The 17369-nt window shown below is 66.0% G+C and carries 13 protein-coding genes; 9 read left to right on the forward strand and 4 right to left on the reverse strand.

Features of this window, described 5'->3' with window-relative positions:
* Positions 1-145 precede the first annotated feature (145 nt).
* Positions 146-814 carry a GntR family transcriptional regulator gene (locus Q0996_RS07160; RefSeq protein WP_299617120.1) on the reverse strand — a complete coding sequence of 223 codons (669 nt, stop codon included), beginning with the start codon at positions 812-814 and terminating at the stop codon, positions 146-148.
* A gap of 314 nt (positions 815-1128) precedes the next feature.
* Here Q0996_RS07160 and Q0996_RS07165 point away from each other — a divergent pair, with 314 nt between their 5' ends.
* The 7 genes from Q0996_RS07165 (at position 1129) to lexA (ending at position 10190) form a co-directional block, all read left to right on the forward strand.
* Positions 1129-2628 (forward strand): M81 family metallopeptidase, encoded by a 1500-nt coding sequence (locus Q0996_RS07165; RefSeq protein WP_299617122.1) that lies wholly within the window; start codon positions 1129-1131, stop codon positions 2626-2628.
* A 71-nt stretch (positions 2629-2699) separates the two neighbouring features.
* On the forward strand, positions 2700-4301 hold the full coding sequence (locus Q0996_RS07170; RefSeq protein WP_299617124.1) for an ABC transporter substrate-binding protein: 1602 nt from the start codon (positions 2700-2702) through the stop codon (positions 4299-4301).
* 64 nt (positions 4302-4365) lie between these two features.
* Positions 4366-5385: an ABC transporter permease gene (locus Q0996_RS07175; protein ID WP_299617126.1), complete on the forward strand. Its 1020-nt coding sequence runs from the start codon at positions 4366-4368 to the stop codon at positions 5383-5385.
* Positions 5386-5435: 50 nt separating this feature from the next.
* Positions 5436-6287, forward strand: coding sequence for a nickel transporter permease (gene nikC / locus Q0996_RS07180; protein ID WP_322096654.1), 852 nt, complete (start codon positions 5436-5438; stop codon positions 6285-6287).
* Entirely contained in the window at positions 6284-7912 is a 1629-nt protein-coding gene (locus tag Q0996_RS07185; protein WP_299617130.1) for an ABC transporter ATP-binding protein, read from the forward strand. Before nikC ends, Q0996_RS07185 begins: the two co-directional genes overlap by 4 nt.
* Positions 7909-9186, forward strand: a complete 1278-nt coding sequence (locus tag Q0996_RS07190) for an aminotransferase class V-fold PLP-dependent enzyme (RefSeq protein WP_299617132.1) — start codon at positions 7909-7911, stop codon at positions 9184-9186. Before Q0996_RS07185 ends, Q0996_RS07190 begins: the two co-directional genes overlap by 4 nt.
* 284 nt (positions 9187-9470) lie before the next feature.
* On the forward strand, positions 9471-10190 hold the full coding sequence (gene lexA / locus Q0996_RS07195) for a transcriptional repressor LexA (RefSeq protein ID WP_299617133.1): 720 nt from the start codon (positions 9471-9473) through the stop codon (positions 10188-10190).
* A gap of 26 nt (positions 10191-10216) precedes the next feature.
* On the opposite strand, the gene Q0996_RS07200 is transcribed toward lexA, so the two are convergent.
* Positions 10217-12376 carry a ComEC/Rec2 family competence protein gene (locus Q0996_RS07200; RefSeq protein ID WP_299617134.1) on the reverse strand — a complete coding sequence of 720 codons (2160 nt, stop codon included), beginning with the start codon at positions 12374-12376 and terminating at the stop codon, positions 10217-10219.
* 178 nt (positions 12377-12554) lie between these two features.
* Here Q0996_RS07200 and gltX point away from each other — a divergent pair, with 178 nt between their 5' ends.
* Positions 12555-13976, forward strand: coding sequence for a glutamate--tRNA ligase (gene gltX / locus Q0996_RS07205; protein WP_299617136.1), 1422 nt, complete (start codon positions 12555-12557; stop codon positions 13974-13976).
* A gap of 97 nt (positions 13977-14073) precedes the next feature.
* Positions 14074-15390 (forward strand): citrate synthase, encoded by a 1317-nt coding sequence (locus Q0996_RS07210; RefSeq protein WP_299617138.1) that lies wholly within the window; start codon positions 14074-14076, stop codon positions 15388-15390.
* A 194-nt stretch (positions 15391-15584) separates the two neighbouring features.
* Here Q0996_RS07210 and lpxB read toward each other — a convergent pair whose 3' ends face one another.
* Together lpxB and Q0996_RS07220 are read right to left on the reverse strand one after the other, a co-directional pair.
* Entirely contained in the window at positions 15585-16775 is a 1191-nt protein-coding gene (gene lpxB / locus Q0996_RS07215; protein WP_299617140.1) for a lipid-A-disaccharide synthase, read from the reverse strand.
* Positions 16772-17369: LpxI family protein (locus Q0996_RS07220; RefSeq protein ID WP_299617142.1), on the reverse strand; the 598-nt coding region annotated here is incomplete at its 5' end. The genes Q0996_RS07220 and lpxB, both read right to left, overlap by 4 nt.

Raw genomic sequence — 17369 nt, forward strand, 5'->3', positions numbered from 1 at the left:
GACCAAGCACATTCGCGTAGGGAAGGCTGCTCGCGTGCCAGCGGCTGGCAAGAACCTTGCGAGCTTTCTAGGGCCTGTTGACAGCGCGAAGCGGAAGCGACCGCAATGCTGCCCTGGCGGTCGGGATTATCGGGGCCGATTGGTATTACTGCGAACCTCCGTTGGCGTCGTGCTGTTTGGCCAGCATCCTGGCTAGGTGATCGGCGGCGCGCTCGATGTCTGACTTGATGGCGGCGGCCGCCGCCTCGGGATCGCCGCTGCGGATCGCGCGCAACGCGTCGGCATGAAACTCGATGCCCCGCATGCTGGGCTCCAGCAGGTAGAGGTAGGGACCGATCTGCTGCCACAGCGTCTCGATGAGGCGACAGAGAACCGGCATGTCCGAGGCTTCATAGAGCGTGAAGTGAAAGGCCTCGTTCAGAGCGAGGTAGGTCTTGTAGTCGGCGCGCGCGGCCGAGGCCGCCATTTCGATCTGATGACGTTCCAGCTGTGCCAGGGTTTCCTCGTCGCAGTGCGGCGTCGCCTCGGCAACGGCCAGGGGTTCTGTCAGCAGGCGCAGGCGTGTGATCTCGTTGAGCCGCGCGATGGTGGGGATCGGCACGCGCACCGTGCGGCTGGACGGCATCTCAAGAGCACCTTCCGCGACCAGCCTGTTGATCGCCGCCCGGATCGGGGTCGCGCTCATACCCAGGGCCTCTGCGCAGCCGCGGATGGTGACCTTATGCCCCGGTGGAAAGGCACTGGTTCTCAACGCGGACTTCAGGCGCTTGTAGGCACGGTCGTGCAGGGTGGGAGCAAGCTTGGTATTCGTCATGGCGTTCCTGGCGGGCCGGAGGCGACTAGTCGCGCAGTTCTCCTCTAGCAAAAAGCCCTGGCGGAATACAGCGAGGGCTCGGGAGCCGGCGGCCAGTTGGGCACAAAATTCCTTTAATGTGATCACTATTTAAAGCTGTGACCTAACTGGAAGCCCGCAGGCTGCCCTAATAGGGCTAAATATGTCTGTTATACAACACTCTATTCAATGTTCAATTCCCCACCTTGACAGCCAGTTTCAATTGTGATCACATTTTAAATGGAGTTGCGAGGCAACTCACGGCCCCACGGACGGCCCAACGAGGAAGGGGGAGCATGTCAAAGCAGGTCATTGTCGCATCGATCATGCATGAGTCGCACACCTTCAACCCCGTTCCCACCGATCTCGACAAGTTCACCGTCGAGCATGGCAATGTGGTGGTCGAGCGCGATCGCGGCACGCGTACCGGGATCTCCGGCTTCCTCGATGCCGCTGACGAGTACGGCTGGTCGTTCTCCGTGCCGATCAATGCGCGGGCGACCTCGGGGGGCAAGGTCACCAAGGCGGCGCTCGACGAACTGGTGGGCTGCCTGGAGCAGGCGATCAACGAGCATTCGGGCCTCGACGGCATCGCCCTGGTGCTGCACGGCGCGATGAGCTGCGAGCATTGCGACGACGGCGACGCTGAGATCCTCCGCCGCGTGCGCGCTGCCGCCGGGCCGGACGTGCCGGTCGCCGCCACCATTGATCCGCACGGCAACGTAAGCGCTGGCATGACCGACAACGCGGATATCATCTGCACCTACCGCACCACGCCCCACATCGACCAGTACGACACCGCCCGCCGGGCGGCGGCGATCCTGGAGCGCGCCCTGCGCGGCGAGGTGAAGCCCCATATGGTGCTGGCGCGGCGGCCGATGCTCTACGCCTTCGACCGCGCGCGCACCCACAACGGCGCCGGCCCCATGGTCGAGGCGCTGGAAATCGCCCGGCGCTGGGAGAGCGAGTATCCTGGCGTGCTCAGCGTTGGCGTGCAGGCGGGCTACAGCCATGCCGACACGCCGCAGACCGGCCCCTCGGTCTTCATCGTTGGCGACGGCGAGAACCCGCTTTACCAGTCGCTCGCCGAGGAACTCATCGAGTTCGGCTGGAAGAACCGGGCCCGCGAGACGGTGACCCTGGTCTCTCTCGACGCGGCGATGGAGCGCGCGCAACGCAACAACCGGGAAAACCCCGAAGGGCCGCCGGTAGTCATCGGAGACTATGCCGATTCGCCGGGCGGCGGTACGCCGGGTAACGGCACCAACATGCTGCAGGCAATGCTGAAGGCTGGGCTTACCAACACCGCGCTCGGGGCGATCAACGATCCGGAGGTGGCGCAGCACTGCGCCGCGGTCGGCGAAGGCGCCCGGGTCACCGTCTCCCTCGGCGGCAAGATCGCGCCGGAGTTCGGCGGCGGACCGCTGGAGGTCACCGCGAAGGTGTTGAGGGTCTCGGACGGCGACTATGTCCATGTCGGCCCTAGCGCGACCGGTGCGCGCGGCAGCTTCGGCACCAGTGTGCTGCTGCAGGTCGAAGGGATCCAGGTCATCGTCAGCTCGCGTAACCAGAACTTCCTCGACACCCAGCAGTTCCGCATCTTCGGGGTCGAGCCGGAACAAATGTCGGTGCTGTCGTGCAAGAACATGCACCACTTCCGCGCCGCCTTCACGCCGATTGCGGCGGACGTGATGTCATGCGACACCGGCGGGATGACCGGCTACCAGTACCACCGCCTGACCTATCAAAAACTGCCGCGACCGATCTGGCCGCTGGACGAAATGGCGGCCGAATAGACACCGCAACCGGTTTGGCCGCGAAAATACACCAAGCGCGAAAAACACACCAAGAACGCAGGGAGAAGCCGATGAAAGCCATCCGTTGGGTCGCTGCAGGTCTGCTCAGTGCCGTGCTCACGACCACCGCCGTTGCCGAGACCCCCAGAGACACCCTGGTCGTCGCCCGCGAGATCAGCGGCATCGCGCATTGGGATCCGGCGGTCTCGCAGATCCTCGAGGTCAACGAGTACATCTCCGACCTCTACAGTCGCCTGTTCGACTACGACCCCCGCGACCCGACCGAGCTCCAACCCAGCCTCGCGGAGAGCTATGAGCTGTCGGAAGATGGCAAGACCCTGACCTTCAAGATGCGGCCCGGGGTGAAGTTCCACTCGGGCAACCCGGTGACCGCCTACGACGCAGAGTATTCCTTCCGGCGCCTCTTACTGGTGGACAGAGAACCCGCCAGCACCATGAAGCAACTCGGCTACACCGCCGAGAATGTGACGTCTCTGATTCGCGCGCAGGACGAGTCGACTTTCATCCTCGAAACGCCGGAACAGTTCGCGCCGAGCTACGTGCTGAACCTCCTCTCCTCCTCGGGCACCTCCATCGTCGACAGCAAACTCCTGAAGGAGCACGAGAAGGATGGCGACTGGGGTGTCGAGTGGCTGGGCACCCGTTCTGCGGGCTCCGGACCGTTCATGCTGAAGACTTGGCGGCCTAACGACATTGTCATGTTCGACCGCTTCGACAACTACTTCCTCTACGAGCCGGCGATGAAGCGGGTAATCGTCCGCCACATTCCAGAGGCCGCGACCCAAAGGCTTCTGCTACAAAAGGGTGACGTCGATGTGGCATTCAATCTGACGGCTCAGGACATCGAAGCGGTGTCCCAGGACGCGGCGACCAAGGTCCAGCTCAACAAGGCGCGCCGCATCATGTATTTCGGCTTCAATAAGGCGGTCGAGCCGTTCGACGACCCGCGCGTCACCAAGGCTATGAAGTACCTGATCGACTACGACGGTCTCGAGCGCTCGGTGCTCAAGAACCTCGCGGAGGTGCGACAGACCCCGCTTCCGCTGGGTATGTTCGGCGCGCTCGACGAGCGTCCTTACGCATACGATCCGGAAAAGGCGCGCTCGCTGCTGGCCGAGGCCGGGCTGGAGAAGGGCTTCAGCTTCGAACTTCTGGCCTATACGCGCTCGCCCGAGGCGGAAATCGCCACGGCCTTCCAGGCCGCGGCCCGCGCAGTAGGCGTGGACGTGAAGATTGTCAGTATGCCGGGCAGCCAGCTCATCCCGCGCTATCGAGATCGCAATCTCGATGCCCTGCTGCTCGCCTACTCCGGCGGCTACGGCGATCCCAACGCGCAGCTCAGCAAGTTCGCCATGAATCCCTCCTCGCTTCAGGGGGCAGTGCCTGAGGACGACGACCCGAGTATTCTTGCGTGGCGTCTAAACTGGCAGATCCCGGAACTGACCGAGCTCACCAATGCGGCAGTGCGCGAACGCGACACCACACGGCGCCGAGAGATGTACCATGAGATTCAGCGGGAGCTATGGGAGCGCTCTCCCTTCGCATGGTGCTTCAACAACACTTACGCTCTCGGCCTGCGCAAGAACGTGAGCGGCTACGTCATCGGCACCAAGGGTACGGATACCAGCTTCAGCTTGGTAACCAAGGACTGACGCAGGATATTTGCAGCCGAGGGGTGGACGTCTGCCCGGCGCGAGTCGTGTGAGGAGCAGTGAATTGAGCGCCGGCGCAGGCATCCGCCTTCTTCTCAGATGGGTCACCATTCTTCCGATCACCTTCCTCGGCCTCATCGCCGTGACCTTTGTCATTGGCCGGATCATGCCCATTGACCCGGTGATCCTAATTGTCGGCCAGGACGCTTCGAAGGAAGCCTACGACCGGGTCTATCGCGAACTCGGCCTTCACCTGCCGCTCTATGAGCAGTTCCTCATCTACATTGATGACGTGCTGCGCGGCGACTTCGGAATGTCGATCTCGACCGCCCAGCCCGTGATCGAGGACATCAAGCGCGTCGTGCCGGCCACGCTAGAGCTCGCCACCATCGGCACCGTCATCGGCACCCTGCTCGGCGTGCCGATGGGGATCGTCGCCGCCGCGCGGCAGGGTACCTGGATCGACTCGACAATCCGTGTGGTATCGCTCATCGGCTATTCGGTGCCGGTGTTCTGGAAAGGCCTGATGCTGCTGCTGCTGTTCTACGCCGTCCTCGGTTGGACCGCCGGCCCGGGCCGCATCGCTGTCTACTACGACGGGATCGTCGACGTGCGCACGGGCCTCCTTCTCGTCGACAGCCTGCTTGCCGGCGAGATCGAAATCTTCTGGAACGCGGTAGATCACATGATCTTACCGGCAGTCAGTCTCGGCTACGCCGCCAGCGCCTACATCACGCGAATGACACGCAGCTTCATGCTGGATCAGTTAAACCAAGAGTACATCACCACCGCGCGGGTCAAGGGTCTCGCCGAGTGGCGGGTCGTACTCTTCCACGCCTTCCGCAATACCCTTGTGCAACTCGTCACCGTCATCGCCCTGACCTATGGGATCTTGCTGGAGGGCTCCGTCCTCACCGAGACGGTCTTCGCCTGGCCGGGGCTAGGGCAGTACCTCACCAAGGCGCTGTTCAACGGCGACATGAACGCGGTCATCGGCGCCACGATCGTCATCGGTGCCGTCTTCGTCACTCTGAACCTGACCTCGGACATCCTCTACCGCATGCTCGACCCGAGGGCGCAGTGAGCGCGGCCCGGGCGCGAGCGTGGCTGCTCACGGAGCGGCCATCCTCTCCATTGCAGGCCTACCTTGGCCGCCAGTACCTCAACGCGCGGCGGTTCCTGGCTAACCGCACGGCCACCTGGGGCCTCGCCATCATTGCGCTGCTGGCATTCGTCGCCGCCGCGGCGCCCCTTCTCGCGCCCTACGATCCCATCGCGATCGACCTGAACCGCTCGCTGCAGCCGCCGTCTCTGTCCCACTGGATGGGCACCGACGAGTTCGGCCGCGACATCCTCAGCCGGGTCATCTACGGCACCCGGGTGACGCTCTACATCGTCGGCCTGGTCCTGGTGCTGACCGCGCCGATCGGCCTGCTGATCGGCTGCGTCTCGGGTTACGTCGGCGGCTGGGTCGATATCATCCTCATGCGCCTGACCGACATCGTTCTCGCCTTCCCCTCGCTGATCCTGGCCCTGGCCTTCGTGGCCGCCCTCGGGCCCAGTGTCGAGAACGCGGTCATCGCCATCGCCATTACCCGTTGGCCGCCCTATGCCCGCATCGCGCGCGCGGAGACCTTGACGCTGCGGCGCAGCGAGTACATCAGCGCCATCCGCCTGCAGGGTGCATCCACCGCGCGCATCGTGTTCCGCCACATCGTGCCCATGTCATTGTCGTCGGTGGTCATCCGGGCCACGCTGGACATGGCGGCGGTCATTCTCATCGCCGCCGGCCTGGGTTTCCTCGGCCTGGGCGCGCAGCCGCCGACGCCGGAATGGGGCGCCATGCTGTCCACCGGGCGCAAGTACCTGCTGGGCGCCTGGTGGGTCGGCACCTTCCCCGGCCTCGCGATCTTCTTGGTGAGCATGGGTTTCAACCTGCTAGGCGACGGCCTGCGCGACGTGCTCGATCCGAGGAGTACGCGGTGACGCAGAGCGCGTCCCTGCTGGATGTCGACGGCCTGAGCGTCCGCTTTCGCACGTCATCCGGTATCGTCGGCGCGGTGAAGGGCGTCAGCTTCAGCATGGGGCGCGAGAAGCTGGGCATCGTCGGCGAGTCGGGCTCGGGCAAGTCGGTTACAGGGCGGTCAATTCTACGCTTGGTGCCGTCCAGCGGGACAGTGCGCGCCAACCGGCTGTGCTTCGACGGTGCCGATCTGCTGCAACTGAGCGAACGGGACATGCGCGGCATTCGCGGCCAGCGGATCTCGCTGATCATGCAGGACCCCAAGTACTCCCTCAATCCGGTAGTGCCTGTCGGCGAGCAGATCGCAGAGGCCTACCGGGTTCACCACCGGGTCGGCCGGGCCGAAGCGCGGGCGCGCGGCCTGGAAATGCTGCGGGCCGTGAAGATCCGCGACCCCGAACGTGTCGCGCGCGCCCATGCGCACGAACTTTCGGGCGGCATGGGCCAGCGGGTCATGATTGCCATGATGCTGGTGCCCGGCCCGGATCTGCTGATCGCCGACGAACCCACCTCGGCCTTGGACGCGACGGTTCAGCTTTCTGTGCTCGCCATCCTGGACGAGCTGGTGGAAGCACGCGGCATGGGCCTCATCTTCATCAGCCACGACCTCAACCTCGTCGCCGGCTTCTGCGACCGGCTCCTCATCATGAACCGGGGCGAGATCGTCGAGACCTGCGAGGCGGGGGAACTGCATCGGTCGCGGCACCCCTACACCCGCACCCTGCTTGAGGCGGTGCCGCGGATCGACGCCGCGCAGGTGCCGACGGGCCAGCCAGCCGCTCCACCACAGCCACATCTCAGCGCCGAGAACCTCACGGTGACCTTCGGACGTGGGCGCGGCACGGTCGAGGCGGTGCGCGGCATATCCTTTGCGGTGGGAAAAGGCGAATCCTACGGCATCGTTGGCGAGTCCGGCTCGGGCAAGTCGACCGTGCTGGGCGCCCTCAGCGGTCTCGTCCGGCAATGGAACGGCAGGCTGAGCTTGGCCGGGCGGTCGCTGCGCGCCGCCCGCAGTGTCGCGGAGCACCGCCAGGTCCAGCTTGTCTTTCAGGATCCCTACGGCTCACTCCATCCGCGCTTGACAATCAACAGCACACTGGCCGAGCCGCTGGAGATTCACGGCCTCGGCGACCACGAGAACCGCATCCGGCAGATCCTTGTCGATGTCGGGCTGGACGAGAGTTTCCGCTTCCGCTATCCGCACCAGCTCTCAGGCGGTCAGCGGCAACGTGTCGCGATCGCGCGGGCGCTCATCGTCGAACCGCAGGTGCTGCTGCTCGACGAACCGACCTCGGCGCTGGATGTCTCGGTTCAGGCGGAAATCCTGCGGCTGCTGGCCCGGCTGCGCCGGGAGCGCGATCTCACCTACGTTTTTGTCAGCCACAACATCGCCGTGATCGCCGCTATGTGCGACCGCATCGCCGTCATGAACCTCGGCGAGATCGTCGAGGAGCTGTCGGTTGACGAACTACAGCGCCGCGAGTCCCGCCATCCCTACACAGCCGAACTGTTGAACGCCGCGATGAAGTATGACCTGAGGGCGGTTGGGAGCGTGGGGCCGATGCCTGTCAAGGAAGGAGTAAGATGAGTATTCAGAGCGCAATCTCTCCCGTGCCGCGCCGGGCACTTCCTGAACAGGGCAACGGCTGGGGCCAGCTCAAGGGTATCATGCGTGACTACGCGCAGGACGATGTCGACTGGCGCCGTGGCCGCTCCCCGCTATATGTCTTCTTTGCCGACCCCGAAGTGCTCGAGGTGGCGCGCGAAGCCTACGCGATGTTCATGTCTGAGAACGCCCTCGGCCCGGCCGCCTTTCCCAGCCTGAAGCGCATGGAGTCGGAGGTAGTCGAGATGTCCCTCGACCTGCTGCATGCGCCAGAGGGCGCGGCGGGCTCGATGACCTCCGGCGGTACCGAGAGCATATTCCTGGCGGTGAAGGCGGCGCGCGACTGGGCGCGCGCGGAGCGGCCGGAGATCACCGAGCCGGAACTGCTGCTGCCCTACTCGGCCCACCCTGCCTTCAACAAGGCAGCGCACTACCTGGGCGTCAAGGCCCGGCGCGTGCAACTGCGCGCGGACTTCACCGCCGACCCGGCGGCGATGGCCGAAGGCGTCACCGCCTCGACCATCATGATGGTGGGCTCGGCGGTCGCCTATCCGCAGGGCGTATTCGATCCGATCGAGGCGCTGGCGGCGGTGGCGCAAGAGCGTGGCCTCTGGATGCACGTCGACGCCTGCGTTGGCGGTTATACGGCGCCCTTCGTCGCCAAACTGGGCTATCCGGTGCCGGCCTTCGATCTGGGGGTGCCGGGCGTCTGCTCGCTGTCGGCGGACCTGCACAAGTATGGTTTTGCCGCCAAGGGCGCGTCCACCATCCTCTATGCCGAGGAACGGCGGCACGCCTTCCAGTTCTACGAGTTTACCGACTGGCCGAAGGGCCTCTATCGCACGCCGAGCTTCGCGGGAACCCGGCCGGGAGGCGCGGTGGCGGCAGCCTGGGCGGTACTGAACCACCTCGGCATGGACGGCTATCTGCGCTTGAACCGTCAGCTGATGGAGATGCGCGATGCCTACATCGCCGGCATCGAGGCGATCCCGGAGCTCAGGATCTGGGGCAAGCCCGGCATCGGCATCGTGACCTTCGGCTCGAACGTGCTGAACATCTTCGCGGTGGCCGAGCGCATGGCGCAGCGCGGCTGGTACCCCAACGTGGTGGCCAAACCGCAAGCCATTCACCTCATGCTCTCCCTCGCCCACGAGCCGGCGCGCGGCGAGTATCTCGAGGATCTCGCCGCTTGCGTGAACGACGTGATGGAACTGGGTGGGCACATTGAGTCGTCAATACGCCCGGTGACCTACTAAGGAGGGGACCAAGAAGTCAGGTCCGAAATCCCGCCCGTCCGGCAGGGCGAACTGGTGCCGGTGATGGACCTGAAGGATCTGGCCACGGGACTCTAGGACAGGGCCAATTTAGCGGTCGCGCATGCAACCCCAGATATTTAATACAAGCGCATAGGTAGTGTCTCGGACAAAATCCTTGACGACAAAAGAGAACCAAACTAGAACATGTGGTCAGGTTTTGGTTTTGTTCCATATCTTGTGTCGCTCACCCCTCCTCCGACGACACTCTGAGGGTCACATCGCAGATGCTTACCAAGAAGCAGCATGAACTCCTTCTGTTCATCCACGGCCACCTCCAGCGCCATGGCGTCTCGCCGTCCTTCGACGAGATGAAAGACGCCCTGGCCCTGAAGTCCAAGTCCGGCATTCACAGGCTGATCACCGGGCTCGAGGAGCGTGGCTTCATCAAGCGCCTGCCGCACCGCGCCCGCGCGGTGGAGGTGATGCGCCTGCCGGACGACCTGGGCTCCGGCGCCCGCCCGGGCCCCGCCGCGGCCAGCGGCAAGGCGGGCTTCGCGCCGCGGGTCATCCAGGGGGACTTTTCCGCCTCCATGCCCGGCGCCCAGGCCGCCAACGACTCCGAGGCGATCCAGCTTCCGCTCTACGGGCGGATCGCCGCCGGCACGCCGATCGAGGCCCTGCGGGACTATTCGAACCATGTCGACGTGCCCTGCGCCATGATCGGCAGCGGCGAGCACTACGCCCTGGAGGTCGACGGCGATTCCATGGTCGACGCCGGCATTCTCGACGGCGATACCGTGGTCATCGAACGCTGCGACAGCGCGGAGAACGGCGCCATCGTCGTCGCCCTGGTGGACAACGAAGAGGCGACCCTGAAGCGCCTGCGCCGCAAGGGCGGTGCCATCGCCCTGGAGCCGGCCAACAAGTCTTACGAAACGCGGATCTTCCCGCCGGAGCGGGTGGCCATACAGGGCCGGCTTGTGGGCCTGCTGCGCCACTACTGAACGAGCCCGCCATCGGGATTCGCTGGTCAGCGCTTCTCTTCCGGAAAGGATGACCAGGGTCTGAGTCCCTGGACTTCGCGCACGCTCGTCGCGCGCGGGCCCTCCGGACCCAGCCAGACGGCGTGGCCGCCCCGACGCCAGAGGTCGAAACGGTCGATGACCAGGGCCGGCCCGCGGCAGGGCTGGCGGCGCAGCGGTTCGAGACTGACGAGGACATCGGCGCGCGCGCAGTCGTCGCCGATGCCGCGGGGATCGAGAGAAATCGCCGCCACGGCGCCGGCCCGGCGATAGAGGCAGCCTTGCGGATCACATGTCAGGGCTCCGCCCGGCGGTGCCGGGCCGCTGTTCCAGTTCCGCACCTCCGCCGAGAAGCTGCCGCGCCGCCAGGAGTCGATGACGAAGCGGCTGGCTCTCAGGTCGGCGAGCCAAAGGCGGCGCTCCGCATCGCGCAGGGCAACCAGGCGGCCGTCCCCACTCACCAGCAGGTCCGGGGGATCGAAGGCCGCCGGGGAACAGGCGCCGAGCAGGATCGGCAGTATCCCCCAGAAGCGCCACCGGCCCTGCCAGAGGCAGAGCCACAGGCCGCCGAACACGACCAGCGAAAGACCCCAGAGCGGCATCGGCGGCACCTGGACCAGCGCTGCCGGAAGGCCGGCGACCGTTGTCGCCACGGCGAGCAGAAGCTCGATGCCCCAGCCCATGGGAAGGAACCCCAGGGCCTCGAGACCGAAGGGCATGAGCGCGAGGCCGAGAACGGCCGCCGGCATGATCACGAACGCGGTGAGCGGCACCGCGATCAGGTTCGCCAGCAGGCCGAAGACCGCCAGGCGTTGAAAGTGAAAGGCGGCGAAGGCGCTGGTGGCCAGGATCGCGATCAGGGAGGTCAGCGCGATCCCGAGGACATAGATCGCCAGGCGCTGCGTCCAGCCGCGCTCTCCCGCCGCCGCGCGGCCACGCCGGTCCCAGGCTTCATAGGAGGCCACCAGCGCCACGACGGCGGCGAAGGACAACTGGAAGCTGGCAGAGACCAGGCTTTCCGGCGAGAACAGCAGGACCAGCAGGGCTGCCCAGGCAACGAGGCGCAGCGAAATCGCCCGCCGGTCCAGAAGAACGGCGAGGAGCACGATGCCCACCATGATGAAGGCCCGCTGCGCGGGGATGGTGGCGCCGACGAGACAGAGATAGACGAAGGCGCCCAGGCCGGCCGCGACCGCCGCCCATTTCTTGATCGGATGAAACAGCGCCAGCCCCGGGCTGAGGGCCAGAGCGGCGCGCAACACATAGAACAGGATTCCCGACACCAGCCCCATGTGAAGCCCGGAGATCGCCAGCAGATGGGCAAGGCCCGCCGCGCGCATCGCCTCGCGCGTCTCCTCGGTGATGGCGCCGCGCTGTCCGGTGATCAGCGCGACCGCCACGGCGCCGCTCTGGCCCGGCAGCAGCGCCGAAACACCTTCGGCAATGGTCTGCCGCGCAGCAGCCCAGAACAGCGACCAACGCTCTGGGAGCCCCCGCGCTCCCTCCGCCGCCGGGTCTTGCGGCGCCGGCTGGAGGCTGACCGGGCCCAGGGCGAAGCCGATGCCGCCGATCCGCTCAAAGTAAGCCTTGCGCGCGAAGTCGAAGGCGCCTGGCATGGTCGGCGCGCTGGGCGCCCGCAGCCGGGCCCGAAGCTCGACCCATGAACCGGGGCGCAACTCCCCTTCGATGCGATGAGCCGTCACCCGCACCACCGCCGGAAGTTCCGTGGCCGACAGCCCCGCCATGGCCTCCGGCCGCAGCAGAAAGCGCCAGCCCCGTGCCCGCTGTTCGACGCTGAGGACCTGGCCGCTGAGCGTCGCCGGGCCCCAGTTGCCTTTCAGCCGCGGTGCCTCCACCAGGGCACTGCGCACCTGGGCGACGGCGAAGCCGAGGGCCGTGACCAGGACGGCAGCGATGACGAAGCGGCGGAGCGGGAAACGCCTGCAGACCGCAAGGGCCAGCAGAGAGGCCAGGGCGCCCAGCGGCCCGGCCCAGAGGGGCGGCTCCGTCGCCGCTGAGAAGTAGCCGGCAATGCCCAGCCCGAAGCAGACAGGAAGCCACAGGAGCCAGCGCTGCCGTTCCGCCGCGAGGGCATCGCCCGCCCGCTCGTAGAGCCATCGGACCGCGTGGAGACCGTCTTCCCCTGCGGTCTTCCCGCGCCTTGGCACTGCGCCGGTTTCCAACGCGTTCGCCTCCCCCGCCGCTCTCAAACGGAAAACGATTATAGGGGCGCCAGGGAAACCCGCAAAAAGGGAAGCCGAGAGCTCGCCCGGGCCTCCGCAGCGTTTGGACGGCACCCCGTGCTGTGCTACATCGCGCCATCGATTTCAGAGATGGCTCTATTCCATGACCGCTTCCCCCGACACCGTCGTCACCCGTTTCGCCCCCTCGCCCACCGGCTTCCTGCACATCGGCGGGGCCCGCACCGCCCTGTTCAACTGGCTCTTCGCCCGCCATCACGGCGGCACCTTCCGCCTGCGCATCGAGGACACTGACCGCAAGCGCTCCACCCAGGACGCCATCGACGCCATTCTCGATGGCCTTGCATGGTTCGGCGTGGATTGGGACGAGGAGGTCGTCTTCCAGTTCGCCCGGGCCGAGCGCCATGCCGCACTGGCCAAGGAACTGCTGGCCAAGGGGCGGGCCTATCACTGCTACGCCTCGCCGCAGGAACTGGAGGAGATGCGCGCCGCCGCCCGGGCTGAGGGCCGGCCGATGCGCTACGACGGGCGCTGGCGCGACCGCGACCCTTCAGAGGCGCCGGCCGACGTGAAGCCGGTGGTGCGCCTGAAGATGCCGCAGGTCGGTGAGACCGAGATCGAAGACCTGGTCCAGGGCTCGGTCACGGTATCCAACAGCCAACTGGACGACATGGTGCTGCTGCGCGCCGACGGCACGCCGACCTACATGCTTTCGGTGGTGGTCGACGACCACGACATGGGGGTCACCCATGTGATCCGCGGCGACGACCACCTGACCAACGCCTTCCGGCAGTTCCAGCTCTACCGTGCGCTGGACTGGGAGGCGCCGCGCTTCGCCCATGTGCCCCTGATCCACGGACCCGACGGGGCCAAGCTCTCCAAGCGGCATGGGGCGCTGGGCGTCGAAGCCTACCGCGACATGGGCTATCTGCCCGATGCCCTGCGCAACTATCTGCTGCGCCTGGGCTGGGGCCACGGGGACGATGAAGTCATTTCCACCGCACAGGCGGTTGAGTGGTTCGATCTCGACGGCGTCGGCAAGTCTCCAGCGCGCTTCGATTTCGCGAAACTCGACAACCTGAACGGCATCTATATGCGTGAGACGAAGCCGGAGACACTGCTCGCCATGCTGCTGCCGCGAGTCGAGGAAACCCTGGGGCGACCGCTGACCGAAGTCGGCCGCCAGCGCCTGGAGCGCGGGATCGAGGGCCTGCGCGCCCGGGCAAAGAATTTGGTCGAGTTGGCCGAAAATGCTATGTTCTATGTGGCTGATCGACCCCTCGCGCTGAACGCCAAGGCCGAGAAGATCCTCACCGATGAAGCCCGCGACAGGCTTGCGCGTCTGCAAGCGGTGCTTGCTACGCTCGGCGAGTGGAATGAGAGCGCGTTGGAAGCGGCGGTCAGGGACTTTGTCCAGGCCGAAGAGTGCAAGTTGGGCGAAGCGGCGCAACCCCTGCGCGCAGCCCTCGCGGGATCCAACTCTTCGCCGGGAATCTTCGAGGTGATGGACATTCTGGGCCGCGACGAGTGTCTCGCCAGAGTTGCAGACCAGGCAGGCTGCGGCTAAGTGCCATTGCTGCACCGCGGCAATTGATCAAAAGGGCCGGATTCTCTATGCTCGCGGCCAGTCGCACGGACCTTCTGACAGTCAAGGGGATGGTAGGATGAATGATGTAAAGCCGGACAGCAGCACAAAGCAGACCGTCACCCTGACCGACAACTCGACCGGTAAGAGTATCGAACTGCCGATTCTGGGCGGAACGGTGGGCCCCCGCGCCATCGACGTGCGCCGGCTTTATGCCGAAACCGGCTGCTTTACCTACGACCCCGGCTTCACTTCAACCGCAAGCTGTGACTCCGCCATCACCTATATCGATGGCGAAGTGGGCATTCTCATGCATCGCGGCTACATGATCGAAGACCTCGCCGAGCACAGCGACTTCATGGACGTCTGCTACCTGCTGCTCCACGGCGAGCTGCCGAAGAAGGACGAGAAGGCGGCGTTCGAGCGCTCGATCACCTACCACACCATGCTCCATGAGCAGATGAACTACTTCTACCGCGGCTTCCGCCGCGACTCGCATCCCATGGCGATCATGGTGGGTGTGGTCGGTGCGATGTCGGCCTTCTATCACGATTCCACGGACATCAGCGATCCGCATCAGCGCATGGTGGCCTCCCACCGCCTCATCGCCAAGATGCCGACCATCGCGGCCATGGCCTACAAGTTCTCTGTCGGTCAGCCCTTCGTCTATCCGCGCAACGATCTGAGCTATGCCGAGAACTTCCTCTACATGACCTTCTCGGTGCCCTGCGAGGAGTACAAGGTGAGCCCGGTCCTGGCGCGCGCCATGGACCGCATCTTCATTCTCCATGCCGACCACGAGCAAAACGCCTCGACCTCCACGGTCAGGATCTCCGGCTCCAGCAACGCCAATCCCTTCGCCTGCATCGCCGCCGGCTGTGCCTCGCTTTGGGGCCCGGCGCACGGCGGCGCCAACGAAGCCGTGCTGCAAATGCTGCAGGAGATCGGCACCAAGGACCGCATTCCGGAGTTCGTCGAGCGTGCCAAGGACCGTGACGATCCCTTCCGGCTCATGGGCTTCGGCCACCGGGTCTACAAGAACTACGACCCCCGGGCCAAGGTGATGCAGAAGTCCTGCCACGAGGTGCTCGGAGAACTCGGCATCAACGATCCGTTGCTGGAAATGGCGATGGAGCTGGAGCGCCTCGCGCTGCAGGACGAATACTTCATCGAGAAGAAGCTGTTCCCGAACGTCGACTTCTATTCCGGCATCATCCTGAAGGCCATGGGCTTCCCGACTTCCATGTTCACGGTGCTCTTCGCCCTGGCGCGCACCGTCGGCTGGGTGGCGCAGTGGCGCGAGATGATCGAGGATCCGAGCCAGCGCATCAGCCGGCCGCGGCAGCTCTACAACGGCCAGACCAAGCGCGACTACGTGCCGCTGGACCAGCGCTAAAAGGCTATACCTCTCCATATCGTCACCCTCGGGCTTGTCCCGAGGGTCCATGGAAAGACCGAGACCCGGACCTCGGTGGATTGCCGGAACAAGCCCGGCAATGACGGTTTGGGAGGGCCGCAGCCCTCTGACGGACAAGGCGTCGTCTCGGAGCAGGCGCAAAGAAACGTCTTAAAAAAAGCGTCGCCCGACGTCTATCCCGCGGCCTTGCGCTGGTCGCCCAGCAGGGCCAGCACTTCTCTTGCGGCGCGCTGGCTCGGTGTGGCATCACCCGGCGTCAGCGCCCGCACCACCTCGAGATAGGCCTCCCGCTGGGCGCGGCGCGCGGCGGGATCGCTGAGCAGCCGGTCCAGCGGCCCGACGAGCTTCTCGGCCTTGCAGTGCGCCTGCAGCAGCTCCGGCTGGACCAGCCGTCCGGCCACCAGATTCACCAGGCTGACGTAGGGAACCTTGAGGCCCTTTGCCGGCAGCAGGGCGCCGATGCCGCTGAGGCGATAGGCGACCACCGCCGGCACGCCGGCGACGGCAAGCTCCAGCGCGACGGTGCCGGAGGCGGCGAGCGCGGCCTGCGCCTCGGCAAATGCGGCGGCCCGCGCCTCGGCTCCCCGCACCACGGTCACGGGCACCGGCCAGTTGCCGATGCCCTCCCGCACCACCGTCTCCACCGTCTCCACCGTGGGGATCACCACCCGCAGACCGGGGTGCTTTTCCGCAAGGGCCGCGACGGTTGCGGCGAAGACCGGCAGCAGCTTGCGCACTTCGGTCTTGCGGCTGCCGGGCAGCACGGCCAGCAGGGGCCCATCGGCCGAGGTGCGCTCGGCCATGCGCTGCTCGGCACCGGCGGCGCTTTCCACGGCGGGATGGCCGACGAAGGGTGTCTTGAGGCCGTGCTTCTCGAACAGCGGCGGCTCGAAGGGCAGCAGGGCCAGGATGCGGTCCAGGTAGCGGGCCATGCGCTTCGCCCGCCCGGCCTTCCAGGCCCAGACCTGCGGTGCCACGTAGTGCACCAGAGGCATCCCCGCGCCCTTCAGCCGCTGCGCGACCTCAAGGGTGAAGGAGGGGGAATCGATGGTGACCACCACATCGGGGCGCTGGGCGCGGACCGCGGCGGCCGTCTGGTAGATGCGCCGGATGATCCTGAAGAGATGCGGGACAACCTCGATGAAGCCCATCACCGCGAACTCGTGAAGGGGATAGAGGCTCTGCAGCCCCTCGCCGATCATTTCCTCGCCGCCGATGCCGGCAAATCGCACCGCCCCGCCGGTCTCCGCTTTCAGCGCCGCCATCAGCCGCGCGCCCAACAGGTCGCCGGAGGGCTCGCCGGCGATCAGGAAGACAAGCGGCCCCTGACCGTCCGCCGCCTCCGTGGCGGGCACGGCCGTCATGCGGAGAGATCGATCCCGACGAGAAAGAGCCCGGCACGGTCGGCGGCCCGGGCCACCCCATCGGCGTCGACGACCAAAGTGCCGCCGGCCTCAATGGCGATCCCGCGCAGGCCCGCGGCAGCCGCGCCCTCGATGGTCTTGACCCCGATGGTGGGCAGGTCGGCCCGCCGCTCCTGCCCCGGCTTGCTGACCTTCACCAGGACACCGCCCAGTCCGTCCCGCTGCAGGGCGCCGCAACGCCTCAGCAGATCATCGGTTCCCTCGACGGCTTCCACGCCCAGAACGATGCCATGCTGGACGACGGTCGCCTGACCGACATCCGCCGCGCCCATGGCCCGCACCACCGCGATCCCGCGTTGGATATCGGCCTCGGCCTGCGCATCGGGCAGATGGCAGCCATAGGGGCCGGCAACGGCCAGAAGATCGCCCATCAATTCGTCGACCCCCCGGATGGTGAAGCCCTCCGCCTCGAGGGTCCGCACGACGGTGCCCAGCAGACCGTCGTCGCCCAGGCTGTTGAAGGCGATCTTGGTGAGCGCCTTCAAGGTATAGGCATCGGGCCGCAGGTCGGCGAGGGTTGGGCGCTTGACCGGC

It is taken from the genome of Pelagibius sp., from assembly GCF_028289705.1.
GTDB lineage: Bacteria > Pseudomonadota > Alphaproteobacteria > Kiloniellales > Kiloniellaceae > Pelagibius.

Excerpts from the sequence above, each read along its gene's own strand:
- lexA (WP_299617133.1), top strand. The coding sequence starts at position 9,471 with ATGCTTACCAAGAAGCAGCATGAACTCCTTCTGTTCATCCACGGCCAC.
- lpxB (WP_299617140.1), bottom strand. The coding sequence starts at position 16,775 with ATGACGGCCGTGCCCGCCACGGAGGCGGCGGACGGTCAGGGGCCGCTT.
- Q0996_RS07170 (WP_299617124.1), top strand. The coding sequence starts at position 2,700 with ATGAAAGCCATCCGTTGGGTCGCTGCAGGTCTGCTCAGTGCCGTGCTC.
- gltX (WP_299617136.1), top strand. The coding sequence starts at position 12,555 with ATGACCGCTTCCCCCGACACCGTCGTCACCCGTTTCGCCCCCTCGCCC.
- Q0996_RS07190 (WP_299617132.1), top strand. The coding sequence starts at position 7,909 with ATGAGTATTCAGAGCGCAATCTCTCCCGTGCCGCGCCGGGCACTTCCT.
- Q0996_RS07160 (WP_299617120.1), bottom strand. The coding sequence starts at position 814 with ATGACGAATACCAAGCTTGCTCCCACCCTGCACGACCGTGCCTACAAG.
- Q0996_RS07165 (WP_299617122.1), top strand. The coding sequence starts at position 1,129 with ATGTCAAAGCAGGTCATTGTCGCATCGATCATGCATGAGTCGCACACC.
- Q0996_RS07210 (WP_299617138.1), top strand. The coding sequence starts at position 14,074 with ATGAATGATGTAAAGCCGGACAGCAGCACAAAGCAGACCGTCACCCTG.